General features: G+C 71.8%; 14 protein-coding genes. 5 read left to right on the top strand and 9 right to left on the bottom strand.

The window, feature by feature from the left end:
* Positions 1 to 10: 10 nt before the first annotated feature.
* Positions 11 to 553, bottom strand: a complete 543-nt coding sequence (locus N0B31_RS14250; RefSeq protein ID WP_260592293.1) for a PAS domain-containing protein — start codon at positions 551 to 553, stop codon at positions 11 to 13.
* A 94-nt stretch (positions 554 to 647) separates the two neighbouring features.
* On the opposite strand from N0B31_RS14250, the gene N0B31_RS14245 reads away from it, so the two are divergent.
* A complete protein-coding gene (locus N0B31_RS14245; RefSeq protein ID WP_260592292.1) occupies positions 648 to 1,028 on the top strand; it encodes a hypothetical protein in 381 nt (126 codons plus the stop codon).
* 1 nt (position 1,029) lies between these two features.
* On the opposite strand, the gene N0B31_RS14240 is transcribed toward N0B31_RS14245, so the two are convergent.
* The 3 genes from N0B31_RS14240 to N0B31_RS14230 form a co-directional block, all read right to left on the bottom strand.
* Positions 1,030 to 3,474 (bottom strand): DUF2309 domain-containing protein, encoded by a 2,445-nt coding sequence (locus N0B31_RS14240; RefSeq protein WP_260592291.1) that lies wholly within the window; start codon positions 3,472 to 3,474, stop codon positions 1,030 to 1,032.
* On the bottom strand, positions 3,467 to 4,951 hold the full coding sequence (locus tag N0B31_RS14235) for a proton-conducting transporter transmembrane domain-containing protein (protein ID WP_260592290.1): 1,485 nt from the start codon (positions 4,949 to 4,951) through the stop codon (positions 3,467 to 3,469). The genes N0B31_RS14240 and N0B31_RS14235 overlap by 8 nt, the downstream gene beginning before the upstream one ends.
* 156 nt (positions 4,952 to 5,107) lie before the next feature.
* Positions 5,108 to 5,620, bottom strand: a complete 513-nt coding sequence (locus tag N0B31_RS14230; RefSeq protein ID WP_260592289.1) for an Lrp/AsnC family transcriptional regulator — start codon at positions 5,618 to 5,620, stop codon at positions 5,108 to 5,110.
* 112 nt (positions 5,621 to 5,732) lie between these two features.
* On the opposite strand from N0B31_RS14230, the gene N0B31_RS14225 reads away from it, so the two are divergent.
* The gene (locus tag N0B31_RS14225) at positions 5,733 to 7,049 is read left to right on the top strand and encodes an APC family permease (RefSeq protein ID WP_260592288.1); all 1,317 of its coding nucleotides are present in this window, start codon (positions 5,733 to 5,735) and stop codon (positions 7,047 to 7,049) included.
* A 7-nt stretch (positions 7,050 to 7,056) separates the two neighbouring features.
* Positions 7,057 to 8,160, top strand: coding sequence for a 3-hydroxyacyl-CoA dehydrogenase (locus N0B31_RS14220; protein WP_260592287.1), 1,104 nt, complete (start codon positions 7,057 to 7,059; stop codon positions 8,158 to 8,160).
* A 15-nt stretch (positions 8,161 to 8,175) separates the two neighbouring features.
* Here N0B31_RS14220 and N0B31_RS14215 read toward each other — a convergent pair whose 3' ends face one another.
* Both N0B31_RS14215 and N0B31_RS14210 read right to left on the bottom strand, forming a co-directional pair.
* On the bottom strand, positions 8,176 to 9,828 hold the full coding sequence (locus N0B31_RS14215) for a thiamine pyrophosphate-binding protein (protein ID WP_260592286.1): 1,653 nt from the start codon (positions 9,826 to 9,828) through the stop codon (positions 8,176 to 8,178).
* 114 nt (positions 9,829 to 9,942) lie between these two features.
* Positions 9,943 to 10,449 carry a hypothetical protein gene (locus tag N0B31_RS14210; protein ID WP_260592285.1) on the bottom strand — a complete coding sequence of 169 codons (507 nt, stop codon included), beginning with the start codon at positions 10,447 to 10,449 and terminating at the stop codon, positions 9,943 to 9,945.
* A 93-nt stretch (positions 10,450 to 10,542) separates the two neighbouring features.
* Here N0B31_RS14210 and N0B31_RS14205 point away from each other — a divergent pair, with 93 nt between their 5' ends.
* Both N0B31_RS14205 and N0B31_RS14200 read left to right on the top strand, forming a co-directional pair.
* Positions 10,543 to 11,820 carry an inorganic phosphate transporter gene (locus tag N0B31_RS14205; RefSeq protein ID WP_260592284.1) on the top strand — a complete coding sequence of 426 codons (1,278 nt, stop codon included), beginning with the start codon at positions 10,543 to 10,545 and terminating at the stop codon, positions 11,818 to 11,820.
* A 105-nt stretch (positions 11,821 to 11,925) separates the two neighbouring features.
* Complete coding sequence (locus N0B31_RS14200) at positions 11,926 to 12,792, top strand: CPBP family intramembrane glutamic endopeptidase (protein ID WP_260592283.1); 867 nt, start codon at positions 11,926 to 11,928, stop codon at positions 12,790 to 12,792.
* A gap of 4 nt (positions 12,793 to 12,796) precedes the next feature.
* On the opposite strand, the gene N0B31_RS14195 is transcribed toward N0B31_RS14200, so the two are convergent.
* Genes N0B31_RS14195 through N0B31_RS14185 form a run of 3 tightly spaced genes read right to left on the bottom strand, consistent with a single transcriptional unit; the run spans position 12,797 to position 15,400 of the window.
* Positions 12,797 to 13,285 (bottom strand): GNAT family N-acetyltransferase, encoded by a 489-nt coding sequence (locus N0B31_RS14195; RefSeq protein WP_260592282.1) that lies wholly within the window; start codon positions 13,283 to 13,285, stop codon positions 12,797 to 12,799.
* A gap of 43 nt (positions 13,286 to 13,328) precedes the next feature.
* Positions 13,329 to 14,231, bottom strand: coding sequence for a CPBP family intramembrane glutamic endopeptidase (locus tag N0B31_RS14190; protein WP_260592281.1), 903 nt, complete (start codon positions 14,229 to 14,231; stop codon positions 13,329 to 13,331).
* A gap of 53 nt (positions 14,232 to 14,284) precedes the next feature.
* Positions 14,285 to 15,400, bottom strand: coding sequence for an AI-2E family transporter (locus N0B31_RS14185; protein WP_260592280.1), 1,116 nt, complete (start codon positions 15,398 to 15,400; stop codon positions 14,285 to 14,287).
* Positions 15,401 to 15,422 lie beyond the last annotated feature (22 nt).

Here is a 15,422-nt window from a genome sequence, read left to right as displayed (position 1 = left end):
CCCCCCACGCTCATCCCTCCCTCTCCAGGCGACCCTGCACGCCGAACCAGTGGGTCACCGTCCCCGTCTCGTCGAAGACGGGCAGGAGCGACACGCGGTTGCGAAAGCGCGTGCCATCGCGGCGGTAGTTCCACAGGTCGGCCGTGACCGGCTCCCACCCGCGGAGTCCGGCGTGCAGGCTGGCGACGGCCTCGGCCTCCGTGTCCGGCCCCTGTAGGAGCCGTGGGTTCCGGTCGTACAACTCGGCCATCGTGTAGCCGGTGAGCCGCCGGAACGTCCGGTTCGCGTACCACAGCGGATTGTCCTCGTAGGCCGCCCCCGACAGCGTCACGCCGAGCGGCGCGTCGGCGAGCACCCACACACGCCAGACGAGGCGGCGCTCCCGTTCGAGCAGGTCCGCCCACCCGGGGACCCCAGAGCCGTCGACGGAGTCGAACGCCGGGACCGCACCGGTCCCGGCCGTCCGGTGCCCATCGATTCGAACGGCCCGCTCGCGGAACGTCGACGGGTCGCTGTCGAGGGTCCCGAGGAGTCGCTCGCGGATCGACTGCATCCACGCCGCGGTTCGACCCGCCCGGGAAAGCGCCTGTCGGTCGGCCGGCGCGCAGCCACAAGATTCGTGCCCCGGGACTCCCGCACTCGGAGCCGTGTCTCTCGACTCCCGTTCCGCCCTCCGGTCCACGCCCGTCGCCGCGGCGAGTGCCCTCCTCGGCGTCGTCGGTGTCGCCGTCGGTGCGTCCATCCTCGGGAGCATCCCGGCCGACCCGCCCGGCGACGGTTTCGCCGCCGGGCTGGCCGCCGCGTTCGGCCTCGCGTACGTCCTCACGTCGCTCCTCGCGGTGGCCGAGGCGGCCGTCCTCGCACTGGTGGCCCGGTTCCACCCGCCCGGGCGCGCCCGCCGACTGCTGCTCGCCGGCGCCGCGGCCGGCGGCCTGAGCGTCGTCCCCGAACTCCTCCTCCGGCTGACCGAGGGGGCGGCCGTCGGGTCGTTCCTCCTCGGCCGCCGAGGGTCGGAGACGGCGGGGTGAGTCAGTCGTCGCTCTCGACGCCGACCTCGTTCCCGCCGTCGGCCGCCGTCGGCGTCGCCTCGACGCGGACCGCCGGCTCCCACGTCAGGTCGCCGTCGTAGGTGAACGCGCGGTGCTCGCGGGTCGGGTCGACCACGGTCAACGAGAGCCAGCCCTCGTCGAGCAGGCTGGCGACGTTCGACTGGGACGCCAGCACGTCGGTCACGCGGTCGACCGGGGTGTGGATGACGACCGACAGCCGGAGCGGCTGGTGATAGGGGTCGTCGTCGGTCGCACGGACCGACTGGAGCGGCAGGCCCGTCGCGAGGTCGCCGCCGTTGCCGCGGTAGACGCCGACGTTGCCGACCGGGTTGTGGGTCACCTTCGACCCGCTGCCGTAGACGTCGGGGTCGACGCTGGCGAAGTAGTACTGGCTGTTGATCCACTGGGTCACGACCATCGGCCCGCCGACGATGGCCTCGAGGGCGCTCCCGTCGTCGTCGGTCCGCCAGTCGTACGAGTGGAGGAACGAGCGACCGTCGAGGTCGAGGTCCGCGGTCAGCTCGCGCGGCCCGACGACGAACGCGGCGTTGCCGGCCAGCCCCCACTCGGGGCGGGTCTCGGCCCAGTCGGCCGCCCGGCGCTCGGTCTCGGCGAGGGCGTCCTCGCGGTCGAGTCCCATGTCGGCCACGCGCTCGGCGGCCGCGCCGCGGCGGGCCGTCGCCAGCGACTCGCGGAGCGACGCGAGGTCCGCGGCGTGGCTCTCGGACACCGGGCCGTCGAACAGCGTCACCTCGTCGGTCGTGGTGTTGTGCTGCCCGGCGACGAACACGGTGTCGTCGGGGACCTCGATGCCGCGCTCGGCCAGCGACGCGCGGACCGACTCGTCGTTACAGATGGCCGCGAGGACGCGGGCGTTCGGGCCGCCGGGGTTGCCGGCGCAGGCCCCGCAGTCGAGACTCGACTCGAACGGATTGTTCGCCGTCTCGCCGGCGTGCCCGACGAAGCAGACGAGGCGGGCGAACGTCTCGACGCCCATCAGGTCGAACGCACCGGCGGCGTACTCGACCTGCTCCTCGTGGGTCATGCCGAGCGGGAGGTCGTCGCCCGTCTCGGCGTCCGGGTCGTGCGCGACCGTCGGCTCGCAGAACTCGTGGGTGTCGGGCGATCCGACGGCCCGCTCGGCGGCGTCGGCCGACTCGCGCGGGCGGAGGGTGCGAGCCGCCAGCGCGAGTCCGTAGCCGCTCCCGGCGCTCTCGACGAAACTGAACGCGGTCGCTGCGTTGGACTTGAGCGTCTCGAACAGGCCGCTCGCGGCCGAGCGGAGCGACGTCCAGCGGTCGTGGGCCGCCCGCTCGGCCTCGTGGCCGTCGACCGGGCGGTCCTCGACGTTGTGGCCCGGGTCGAGGATGGGCGGGCAGGCGGCCGCCGAGACCGCGTCGTCGTAGCCGCGGAACCGCATCGGCACGCCGAAGAAGCCGGCGTAGCCGAGCGTCTCGTAGTCGCCCGCGGCCTCCAGGTGGCGGCGGAACACCTCCGAACGCGTGTCGATACAGAACGCGAGTTGGGCGTCCGGGCGGCCGCCGTCGGCCGTCGCCTCGCCGTCGAGCGCGGCGCTCGCCTCGGTCAGCGCGCCCACCAGTTCCTCGCGGTAGGTCGCCTCCCACGCCGCGAGCCACGCGTCGGCGAGCGCCCACTCACCGTCGTCGTCGGTCGCGGTGCCCACCTCCGGGTCGACCGGCGCCCCGCACAGGTCGACCAGCGTCAGGCGGACCGCGAGGTACTCGGTCAGGGTGACTGGTGCGGCCCGCTGCCACACCTCGCCCGCCTCGGCGCGGTGCTTCATCAGGCCGGTCCAGCCAGGGAGGGCGGTCAGGTGTGTCTCGAGGATCTCGGGCCAGCAGTCCGCCGGGTGGCCGGCCAGCACGCGCTCGACGGCCGCCTCGGGGTCGTCGGGCAGGTCGGCGAGCGTCGCGCGGTCCGGTATCGCCCGGTCGTACCGTACGACGGCACGGAACGCGGCGTAGAACCCGTCCTCGCGGTTCGGCATCGGCCAGTCGGCCTTCCCCTCGTCGAGGAAGACGGCCAGCCACTTCGTCAGCAGGCGGTCGACGCGAGCCGTCGCCTCGTCGGTCGGCCGGGTCGCGGTCTCTGCCTCCGCGGCCGAGAGGCGCTCGAGGAGCGTCTCGGGGTCCCGCTCCTCGATACCGGCGGCCGACAGCTGCTCGCGGAGGTGTCCCTCGGCTATCAGGTCGGCCGCCCACGCACGGCGGAACGTCTCGGCCGAGGGGTAGCCGCGGCCGCCGAACAGCGCCGAACCCGCGCGGACCGCCTCGTCGAACGGGCGGTCCTCGAACCCGGCGAGCGGGTTCGCGGTCACGAACGAGTGGAGCGGCCAGACGGGCGCGACCGACTGGGCCGCGCGGTCGACGGCCGTGCGGACGACGTCGGTGCCGGTCTCAGTCATCGGCCACCTCCGTGCCCGCGGCGAGCGTTCCCGGCGCCGGCTGGCCGAGGTTCAGGAGCGCGACGTAGAGCCGCGTGCTCCGGCGGTAGACGCCGGTCTCGGCGAGGGCGTAGGCGAGGACGAACGCGCCCACGACGAGCCAGTGCAGCGGCGTCAGGACGACCGGTGCCGTGACGACCGGCAGGTCGGACAGCAGCCCGGTGACGCCGACGTAGACGCCCGCGTAGAGCGCCACTGCGGGCAGGAACACCAGCGGCACCGCGCCGTAGCGGAGCCGTGCGGGGAGCGAGGTCCGGCGCACGAGATCGCGGGTCGCGTGGAGCGTCGTCAGCACGACCAGCAGCGTCAGCAGGAGACCACCGTCGAGGCTCGTTCCCTTGCCCGTGAGGAGGACGAAGATGGCGCCGCCGGCCAGCGCCGCGAGACCGGTCACCAGCCATCCGACGGGGCCGGTACGGGCCGGCTCCCCGCGGGCTGCCGGGGCGGTCCGTTCGACCCGCTCGCCGGCGGCGAGGAAGAGGTACGCCTTGTAGAACCCGTGGAGGACGAGGTGGGTGATGGCCGCGCCGAAGAAGCCGAGCCCGGCCTGCAGCATCATGAACCCCATCTGCCCCATCGTCGAGCAGCCGAGCTGGCGCTTGACGTCGGCGGCCACCGACTTCAGGAACTTCCCGAGCAGCGCGCTGGCCGCCCCGACGAGCACCACGAGCAGCAGCACGCTCGGGTCCACGGTGACGACGGGGGCGAACCGGGTCAGCAGGATGCCGCCGGCGTTGACGAAGCCGGCGTGCATGAGCGCCGACGCCGGCGTCGGCGCGGTCATCGACGAGAGCAGCCACGTGTGGAACGGCGCCAGCGCGGACTGGACCATCGCCGCCAGCAGGAGCGTCAGGCCGACGAGCGACCAGACGCCACCCGAGGCGCCCGCGGCGGCCGCCGCGACCTCCGAGACGGTCGTGGCGCCCGTCGTCGCCCAGAGCGTCCCGAGCGCGACGGCCAGCGACGCGCCGCCGGCGAGGAAGTAGTTCCGCGCGAGGCGGCGGGCCGCCTGCGCCTGCTCCCAGTCGGCGACGTGGCCGACGAGGCCGGCCATGACCAGCCCCATCGCCACCCACGCGCCGAGGAACAGCAGCAGGTGGTCGGCCGCCACCAGCACCAGCACGGCCAGTGTGAACGCGCCCACACGCACGAAGAAGCGCGTCTCGTGGCGGTCACCGGCGAGGTAGCGCCGCGAGTAGCTGAGGACGACGCCCGCGAAGAACGTTACGACGCTCCACATGAGGAGCGTCAGGCCGTCGACGGCGAACACGCCGGGCACCTCCCACCGCCCCCCGCCGGTGAGTCGCGCGGCCACCGCCACGAGGCTCAGTAGCCACAGTCCCCACACGACGCGCGTGAGGACCGCCGGTACGAGCGACGTCGTCCCCGACGCGCTCGGCAACTCGCCGACCGTCTTCGTCCCTGTCTCACCTGTCATCTTCGGTGTGGCGACCGGCCGGCCGTCGACCCGACGACCAGTCCGGCCCTCTGTACCCGCCTCTAAGAACGTAATGTCTAATAAATCGTTCTGTACGAACAAATTGTTCTCTACATTGTTTATCGGGAACGATTCTCACCTTCTGGGCCGCCCCGATCAGTCGCCCTCCCCCTCGGCCGCGTCCTCGCTCTCGTCCTCGTCGCCCGTCCCTGCCACGAACCCGCTGAATGGGGTGGTCTCGTGGCTTCGAACCAGCACCTCGTCGCTGACGGTCAGCCCCATGTCCAGCAGTCGCTGGGCGACCGGGGTGATGTCGGCGTCCGTCTCACCCACGGCGGTCACGAGGAGGTTCTCCTCGCCGGTGACGAGTTCCTGCACGGAGACGACCCCCTCGATGTCGAGGATGCGCGGCACCATCTCGCCCCGTTCGGGGATGGCGGCGGTACAGAACAGGAGCATCCGGAGCGGGTAGCCAGAGCGGGCGTAGTCGACGGCGGCGTCGTACCCCTTGACGACGCCACGCTCCTCGAGCCGGCGGATGCGCTTGCGGACCGTGCTGCCCGCGATGCCGGCCCGCTCGGCGATCTCCTCGGAGGAGAGGTTCCGTGCGTCGTCCTGCAGGGCGTGGAGGATGGCGCGGTCCACCTCGTCGACGGTGTCGTCGGTCATACGGCACGGTTCTGCCCCGACCGGCAAGCCGTTTCCGCCCGCCGGTCGCCGTCCCTGTCCTGGACGCCGCAACGCTCTTGTCTCCCTGCTCCGTGCGCCACGGTGACACGTGGTGGGGCGACAGTCCGCGGGCGACGGTATCGGCCTGTTCCAGGCGGTGAGCATCGAGGTCGGCCTCATCGTCGGCGGGGCGCTGTTCAGTCTCACCGGTGTCGCCGTCGGCTTCGCCGGACCGGGCGTCGTGCTGGCGTTCGGCCTCGCGTTCGGCATCGCCATCCTCGGCCTCCTGCCGACGGCGATGCTCGGCGCGGCGTTCCCCACCACGGGCGGGAACTACCGCTACCCGGCGACGCTCGTGTCCCGCCCGCTCGCGTTCCTGAGCGCCATCGGCCTCGGCATCAGCATGTTCACCGGCGGCCTGCCGCTCTACGCGCTCACCGCCGGGCAGTACGTCGACTCGCTCGTCCCGGTGAGCCCCACGCTCGTCGGGTTCGGCCTGCTGACGCTGTTCTTCCTCGTGAACGTCGTCGGTAGCGAACCCGCCGCCACCGCGCAGGTCGCGATGTTCGTGGCCCTCGTCGCCGCGCTCGGGTCGTTCGTCGCCTTCGGCGTCCCCGCCGTCGACCCGGCGAACCTCAGCCCCGTGTTCCCGAGCGGCGTGCTCGGCGTGGGGATCGCCGCGGGCGTCCTCTACTTCGTCTGTCTGGGCGCGAACTTCGTCGTCGACATCGGCGGCGAGGTGCGCGACGCGACGGTGACCATCCCCCGGTCGTTCCTGTTGAGCGTGCCGCTCGTGCTGGTCATCTACGCCAGTATCGGCCTCGTCGCGGTGGGGTCGGTCGGCGCCGAGGCGATGGCCGACCAGACGCTCGCGGTGCCCGCCGAGGCGTTCCTGCCGCCGGCGTTCCAGTCCCTGTTCGTCGTCGCCGGCGCCCTGTTCGCCATCGCGACGAGCATCAACGCCGTCTACATCATCACCCCGAAGTACCTCGAGGTGCTGGCCGAGGACGGTCTCCTGCCGGCCGTCCTCGCCGAGAAGAACGACCGCTTCGGCACCGCCCACTGGGGGATGGTCGCCGTCTACGTCCTCTCGGCGGCCGCGCTCGTCTCCCCGCTCCCGGTGGCCGATCTAGGGACGCTCCTCGGCTTCGGCGGCGCGTTCCTCATCGTCCCGGTGATGCTCGCGGCCATCGCCGCGGTCCGTCACCGGCGCGCGGACGTGGCCGACGCTCTGCCGCTGTCGCCTCGCCTCGTGGCCGGGATGGCCGCGCTGGCCGTCCCGCTGAACCTCCTGTTGCTGGCCCTGCTGGCGAGTCAGTCGCCCCAGCTGTTCGGCATCTGGCTCGGCACGCTCGCCGTCGCCGGCGGCTACTACCTGCTGCGGACGCGGACGGGGGGGCCGCTCCCCACCCCGGACTACGAACTCTGAGACGACCATGACACTCCCGAACCACACCGGCGTCGTCGGCGCGGGCCTGATGGGCCGGGACATCGCTGGCCTGCTGGCCAACGGTGGCCTCCCCGTCACGCTCGTCGACGTCGACCCGGACGCGCTCGAATCGGCACGCGACGACCACGCGGCCCTCGCGGCCCGCCTCGAAGCGGGTGGCCTCGCGGTCGACGGCGACCCCGCCTCGCGCATCACGTACGACACCGACCTCGCGGCGCTCGCCGACTGCGAGTTCGTCGTCGAGGCGGTGCCCGAGCGTCTCGACCTGAAACGGTCCGTGATGGGCGACCTCGAGTCGGTCCTCGAGGCCGACGCCGTCGTCGGCACGAACACCTCCTCGCTCACCGCGGGCGAGATAGCCGCCGAGATGGCCCACCCGGAGCGGGTGACGCTGTTCCACTTCGCCAACCCCGCGCTGGAGCGCGACCTCGTGGAGATATCGGGCGAGACGGCCACGGACGAGGCGCTCGAGACCGCGACCGAGGTCGCCGAGGCGATGGACCGGCACCCCGTCCGCCTCCAGCGCGAGCACCGCGCGAACTGCCTCTCGAGACTCTCGGCCAGCATCAAGTGTGCGGGGACGTGGGAACTGCTCGAAGCGGAGGCAGCGGCCATCGACCACGCCGCGAAGAACATCGGGTTCGACCGCGGGCCGCTGGAGTTCGTCGACCTCGTCGGGCTCGACGTCCACCTCGCCACCGTCGACAACCTCCGGGTGGCCTACGGCGAACGCTACGCCCCACCCGAGGCCGTCGAGGAACGGATGCGCGAGCTGGTCGACGCGGGCCACCTCGGCAAGAAGACCGGGCAGGGGTTCTTCGAGTGGGACGGCGAGACCTGCCTCCTGCCCGGGGTCGAACAGGGGCACGACGTGACGCCCGTTGTCGCGGCGCTCGTCAACGAGGCCTACCGGCTCGTGGAGGACGGCGTGGGCGACCGCGAGACGGTGAACGACGTGCTGAAGCGCGGCTCCGGCGGCGACGTCGGGCCGTTCGACATCGAGGCGATGCTCGGGACCGACTTCCTCAGAGAGACGCTCGAATCGCGCTACGAGGAGACGGGTGCGGGCGTCTACGAACCGGTGTTCTGAGCCGATACGCCCCGCTCAGACCAGCACCGGCGGCGCGGCGTACGGGTCGACCTGCACGTCCAGCACCGTCACCGAGTTCGAGTCCAGCGCCGCCGAGAGCGCCGGCCCGACCCGGTCGGGGTCGGTGATACGTTCGGCCTCGCAACCGAGCCCGCGGGCCACCTGCGCGTAGTCGACGCCCGCGTGGAAGTCGGTGGACAGGTCGAAGTTGTACGTCCCGAGCTGGCTCATCTTCGAGGAGCCGAGCGAGTCGTTGTTCGTGACGAGGACGGTCAGCGGCAGGTCCTCGCGGACGGCCGTCTCGAGGTCCGCGATGTGGTAGCCGATGCCGCCGTCGCCGGAGAGCGCGACGACCGGTGTGTCGGGTCGTGCGGCCTGCACCCCGAGGGCCTGCGGGAGACAGACGTTGATGCCGTCACTCCCCCGCGCCTGCAGGTAGCCCAGCCCCGCCCGCTCGGTCTCGTAGAACGCCCCGGAGAAGAACCCGGGGAGCGAGGTGGCGCTGACGAGGATGGCCTCGGCCGGCAGTCGCTCGTTCAGCTCGTGCATCACGCGCTGTGGCTTCACCGGCTCGGCGTCGCTCGTGAAGTCGCCGTGGAAGCTCTCGCGCCACTCGCGCCGGTCGGCGGCCAGCGACTCGATTCGCTCGGCGCGGGCCGAATCGCCCTCGGCGCTCTCGGCCAACGCCTCGAGCGTGGCCCGGAGGTCCGCCCGGACGGCCACGGTCGGCTCGTAGTTCCGGCCCAGCCACGCGGGGTCGAGGTCCACGTGGACCAGCGGGACGTCCTCGGGGACGAGCGACCAGCCGACGGAGGTGAGTTCGCCGAACCGGGTGCCGAAACCGAGGACGAGGTCCGCGTCCGCGACGGCGTCGTTCGCCACCTGACAGAACCCCCAGCGGCCGACCACGCCGAGCGCGTAGGGGACCGTCTCCGCGACGGCACCCTTCCCGTTCATCGAGGTGACGACGGGCACGTCGGCCGCCTCGGCGAACGCGCTCAGAGTCTCGTTCGCGTCCGCCCGGTGGATCCCCTCGCCGGCGACGACGACCGGCCGCTCGGCCGCCTCCAGCAGGTCGAGCGTGTCGGCCACCGCCTCGGCGCTCGGTTCCGGTCGACTCGTGGGGTACGTTCCGTCCACGTCCCCCCGGGGTTCGTGGTCCCCGGGGAGGTCGGCTCGCATCACGTCCTCGGGGAGGTTGACGTGGGTCGGCCCCGGCACCCCGGCCGTGGAGCGCCGGATGGCGTTCTCGACGGCCTCGACGGCTCGTTCGGGCGTCTCGGCGTCCGCCGTCGACAGCGTGAACGGGTCGAGGATGGCCTCGTTGTCGCCGTCCTGGATGACGCCGTTCCCACGGTTCTCGAGGTCGTTGCCGCCCGTCAGTGCGAGGACGGGCGATGACGCCCCGGACGCCTCGGCCAGCCCCGCACCGATGTAGGCCGCACCGGGGCCGCTCACGCCGTCGACGACGCCCAGTGTCCGGGCCGCCCGCGCGTAGCCGTCGGCCATCAGCGCCGCGCTCGCCTCGCTCCGCGCGAGGACGTGCCGCACGTCCGACTCCGAGAGGCTCGCGTAGTACGGGTCCATCTGCTCGCACGGGAAGCCGAACACCGTCTCGACGCCCGCCGCCTCGAACAGCGAGACGATGCCGTCCGTCGTCCGGCTCATCGGCCACCTCCGTCGTGTCGCGTGGGAACTACGTTCACGCCCGTTGGTCTGCGAGCGGGGGCAAAAGTACTCCCCCGTCGATGTGTCCCCTCGCGCGGTGGGGGCGTCCGCCGCTCAGGCCGCGTCGACGTACGCCCGGAGCCCCCGTGCCAGCGGCTCGCCGTGGTGGCTCGCGAGCCCCTCGGGGTCCTCCTCGGCGAGCTGGTAGCGCAGGTAGATCATCGCGGCGACCACCTCGCGGAACCCCTCGAGGTCGATGTCGGCGAACGCCTCGCCCGACCCCGGCGGGAAGTCGTCGGGCCGGACCGGGAGGTAGACCGCCACGTCCGGCGCGTCCGTCCCCGGGGCGGCGTGGTGGACCGTCTCCTCGTCGGTGACCGAGAGCACGCGCGCGTCGGCGACGGTGCCCCCATCCAGCGTCAGGCCGAGGACGGCCGCCGCCTCGCCGCCGTCCGGGTCGACCACCTCGCGGAGCGTGTCCAGCGCGCCGGCGAACGCGGCCGCGAACGCCTCGTCGTCCAGCCCCTGCAGGCCGTTGTACAGCCCCACGAGCCGGTCGGTGTCGGTCCGCACCAGCGACTCGAACTCCGGCGGGAGTCCGTCCTCGGGCGTCTCGTCCATACGAGCGTCTCGTGGTCCCCCGACTCGAAGCTTTCCGTGCTGCCGCTGGGAACAGAGTGTAGTGGCTCCGGCCAGAACGTGTCGGCCCGTCGGATGCTCTCAGCACTCGCCATCGCCGGTATCCTCGTCGCCGTGTTCGTCGGGTTCAACATCGGCGGTTCCTCGACGGGCGTGGCGTTCGGGCCGGCAGTCGGCAGTCGACTCGTGCGGAAGGCGACCGCCGCGGGGCTGTTCACGCTGTTCGCGTTCGTCGGTGCGTGGACCGTCGGCCGCAACGTCATCGACACGATGAGCAGCAGCATCGTCCCCGCCTCGCAGTTCACGCCCCTCGCCAGTGTAGGCGTCCTCCTGTTCACGGGGGTCTCGCTGCTCGTCTCGAACATATACGGCGTCCCCGCCTCCACGTCGATGACGGCCGTCGGCGGCATCGTCGGCCTCGGGCTGGCGACCGGCACGCTCGACGAGGCGCTCATGTTCACCATCGTGTCGGCGTGGGTCGTCGCGCCGCTCGTCGGTCTCGCCAGCGGCGCCCTCATCGGGCGCTACCTCTACCCCCACCTCGACCGCTACTTCGCGTTCACGCGCCTCGAACGCCACCTGATACAGGTCGACCGGTCGGGGACCGTCCCGCGCCCACGGTTCAACCGGAACGCCTCGCTCCGTGACCTCGCCGGGTCGCTCACCGTCGTCGTCATCGCGTGCTACATGGGGTTCTCGGCGGGTGCCTCGAACGCCGCGAACGCGGTCGCCCCGCTCGTCGGCGCACAGGGCCCGCTCAGCGTCGACCAGGGGGTCACGCTCGCCGTCGTGGCGTTCGGGCTCGGCGGGTTCACCATCGCCCGACGGACCCTCGACACGGTCGGTGACGACATCACCGAACTCCCCATCCTCGCGGCGCTCGTCGTCAGCGTCGTCGGTGGGACCATCATCACCGTCCTGTCGTACTTCGGCATCCCCGCCAGCCTCGCGGTGAGCACGACCTGCTGTATCATCGGGCTGGGGTGGGGCCGGGCGAGTCGTCCGGCCTCGCTCGTCGACCTCGCCACGCCCGAACTCGCCTCCACGACTCCGGCCCGCGAGCGCCCCCACGTCGAACTCACGACGGGTGCGCTCGCCGCCTCGCCCACCGAGGAGGCGGAGGGACCACACAGCCCGACGGTCGGCGAACTGGCCGCGGGGAAGGAGTCCAGCCCCGCCGTCGCGGACGGCGGCGAGGCCCGCGTCCCCCACGTCGGCGAGGAGGACCCGGACCACATCCCCCACGAGAGCCTGTTCGACCCCACCGCTGCGGGTCGCATCGTCTTCATGTGGGTGTTCACGCCGACCGTCGCCGTCGTCTGCTCCTACGGCCTGTTCTCGCTCGTGCTCTGACTGCGCTTCGGGACTCGGCGTCGGAAAACGACACCCCCGCCTCCCGGTCTCGCGCCCTGGGACCTGGTGTGTCGTTATATGCTCTCGTGTGACACATCGGCGCGTATGGATGACGAACAGACACTTCCCGCCGTCGACGCCGGACCGTCACCCATCTCGTTCGGCCGCGGACTCGGCCCGCTCGTGGCGCTCCTCGTCGCGACCACCGTGGTCGCTGCGCTGTTCCCGCTGTACGTCTACCCACGGCTGGACGGTCCAGTCGCGCTCGCCGCGATGGCACTCGCGTTCACCATCCTCGCCGGGATGACGTGGGCCACCCTGCGGTACGAGGGTGTCAGCGCCGCGTCTGTCGGACTCGGTCGCGCCGACGTCCTCCCCGGTCTCCTCGCCGTGGGTGGACTCTACCTCCTCGCCAACGGCTTCGCGGCGGCCTCGACCTACCTCGCGACGGGGTCGGTCGAGTTCGTCGTCCCGGAGGGCGTCTCCGCGAGCGCGTGGGTCGCGATGGCGCTCGTCCAGCTGCTCTTCGTCGGTCCGACCGAGGAGTTCGCGTTCCGCGCGTACGTCCAGAACAAGCTCGTCGCGGCGGTGGGCGGCGGTGCGGACCGCGCTCGCAAGGCGGTGGGCATCCTGCTGGGCGTGGTGCTGTTCGCGCTCTGGCACGTCCCCCAGCGGGTGTTCGCCCAGGGCATCACCGACCTCGGGAGCATCGTCGGGACGCTCGTCGTGGTCGCCGTGCTCGGCACCCTACTCGGCCTGCTCTACGAGTACACGCGGAACGTCGTCCTCGGGGGCTTGCTCCACGGCACGTTCAACTGGTCGTTCCTCTTCGTCGCCGACGCGTCGCTCGACCGCGCGTTGCTCCTCGCGCTCCCGGCGTTCGGCGTCGGGCTGTGGTACTACCGCCGCTGGGCGCGTGACCGTGGCATCCCGGGGTTCGGCCCGCAGGTACAGGGTCGCCCTGCCCACTAGCCCGTCACGCGCTCCGCCCGCGCCGCGCCCCCCGTTTCGCCGCTCGCGCCATCCGCACGAACGCGTACTCCCCACCGTTCGTCTCGACGGCGTCGGTCCCCACCCGCTCGAACCCACACCGCTCGTAGACCGTGATGGCCCGCTCGTTGAACGCGGCCACCGCGAGTTCGAACCGTTCGGGGTCGTAGCGCTCGCGGGCGTAGTCCAGTCCAGCCTCGACGAACGCGCGGCCCCGGCCTCGCCCCGTTTCGGTGGGCGCCATCCCCAGTCCCACCTCGACGGCTCCCGGTTTCGGGTCGAACTGGACGAACCCGACGAGGTTGCCGTCCGGACCGTCGAGGACGGCCCGCGTGTGTTCCCAGCCGTCGGGGTCGAGGAACTCGGCGCGGTCCCCGGGGTCGGCCCGGAGGTCGTAGAAGTCGTACGGCGGGTCGTAGCGCCAGCCGTCGACCTCGTCGGCGTAGGCGGGGGTCATCGGGACCAGTTCGAACATCGTGCCGGCGGAGGCTGTCGGTGAGCCTGAACGTTGTGGTCGGTCAGTCGGAGACCGCCGGGGACGGGCCGCTGGCCCGATCGAGGCCCACCCGTTCGACGCCCGGCCGTTCCCGGGGCGCGAGTCGCCGGCCGCCGTACACCCCCACGATGACGACGGCGAGGACGACGATGGGGACGGCGCCGGTGACCTCCGCGAGTAGGTTCAGCCACGGGTCCGGCACGCCGCCGGGGGCGAGCGCCGCGAGGTCGGCGGGGTGGTAGACGCCCATCGCGTTGACGCCCGCGTGGCCCACGGCCACCGCGAGGACGCTCCCGCCGGTGCCGTTGTAGAGCCACGTCCAGATGACCGACCCTGCGAGGATGCTCCCGACCCAGAGCAGCTGCTGGGAGAGCGCCCAGCCGCCGTGGGTGGTGTTCGCGTTGAGGAACAGCGGGAGGTGCCAGCCGGACCAGGCGACGCCGACCACGAGACTCGACGCGAGCGCGCTGTAGCGCTCCTGCAACACCGGGAGCATGAACCCGCGCCAGCCGAGTTCCTCCTGCCCGCCACCGAGGACGGTGCCCCACGCGAGCACGAACAGGTAGACGGCGGGCGACACCATCGACCCGAGGTCGACGGGTCCACCGGCGAGCACGAACAGCGCGCTCCCGGCCGCCAGTATCACCAGCGGGAGGCCGAGGACGACGAGCCACCAGCGCCAGCCGATGCGCCAGTCGAGCATCTGTGAGAACCACGCCCAGAGGCTCCCGCCGCTGGCCCACACCACCACCGCGGCGCCGACGGGTGGACCGAACCCACCGAGCCCGACGAGTATCGAGAGCAGCCACGACGCCTCCAGCCCCGCCAGCACGAGCGCGGCCTGCACCGTCCAGGTGAACGCGTACGTGACGAGGAGGAAGCTCGCGAGTCGGTGCCGGTCTATCCACGAACGGAGGGTGTTCATGCCACTAGTGACAACACGAGTGAACGTCAACGGTAGCGGTGGTTCTCACCGACTCAGAACTGGTCGAGCTTCAGCTGGTTCGGGTGGAGGCCCTCGCCCGTCGACTTCGTCTCGGGTTCGGCCCCGAGCAGCCGCGGGAGCGCGGTGTTCGCGAACGTCAGCGTCACCACCAGCAGGATGGGGGCGAAGAAGAGGCCGTAGAACCCCAGCACGACGGGTCCGAGCGTGTACGCGAGCATCAACAGGCCGACGTGGGTCGTCTCGCCCGACAGCAGGGGCCGGAGGACGATGTCCGGGATGGTGTCGACGACGACGACGGTGACGACGAGGAACCCGAGGACGTAGACGAGGAACGCCTGGTTCACGCCACTCATCAGGACGGGGATGGCGGCGATACCGGTCAGCGGCAGGTAGACGATCTTCATCCCGACGACGGGGACGAGACTCGCCAGTCCGGTCAGCGCGCCCGCGAGCGTCGGGTAGGGGACCATCGCGGGGTCGGGGGCGAACGCGTTGTAGCCGTGGTAGACGGTGATGGCGATGAGCGCCGTGGCGATGACGTTGAGGAGGTTGCCGAACAGCACCGCCTCCAGCTCCCGGTCGGCCGCCTCGAGGTACTCGCGGACGATGGCGTCGTCGTCGAACCGGAGCAGCCACGCCTTGATGCGCTCGCCGTCGACGAGCATGTAGTAGACGACGATGACGACGATGAACGCGTTGAGGAAGAACCCGCTCACGACGCTGGTGAGGAACTCCGCGTTCTCGGTGGCGAACTGGATGAACGGGTCGAGGTCACCCGAGCGGTACGCCTGTATCATCCCGCCGACGGTGAACTCCGGGACGTCGTTGACGTTGCCGAGCCACGGGGCGGTGTCGGCGGCGACGGCGACGAGGTCGGAGTTCTCGACGAACCGCCGGGCCTCGACGACCAGGAGGACGAGCGTGTAACTCACCAGCAGGAGGAGCGGGACGGCCAGCGAGGCCAGCGTCACCATCGCCCGCACCCGGGCGGGGAGGCGGAACCGGCGGAGGAACTTGTAGTAGCGGCGGGTGGAGTAGTAGACGAAGACGGCGACGGTGAGCGCCGCCACGAACGTGAACGCGAGGTACCCCAGGAGGACGGCGATGACGACCCCGAAGACGGCCACTACCAGGCGCTTCTCGTTCATCTATGGATTCGGTAGACGGGCC

Source organism: Salinirubellus salinus, from assembly GCF_025231485.1.
Classification (GTDB): domain Archaea; phylum Halobacteriota; class Halobacteria; order Halobacteriales; family Haloarculaceae; genus Salinirubellus; species Salinirubellus salinus.
Note: the sequence above shows the minus strand (reverse complement) of the source record. Positions and strands in the feature narration are given on the sequence as shown.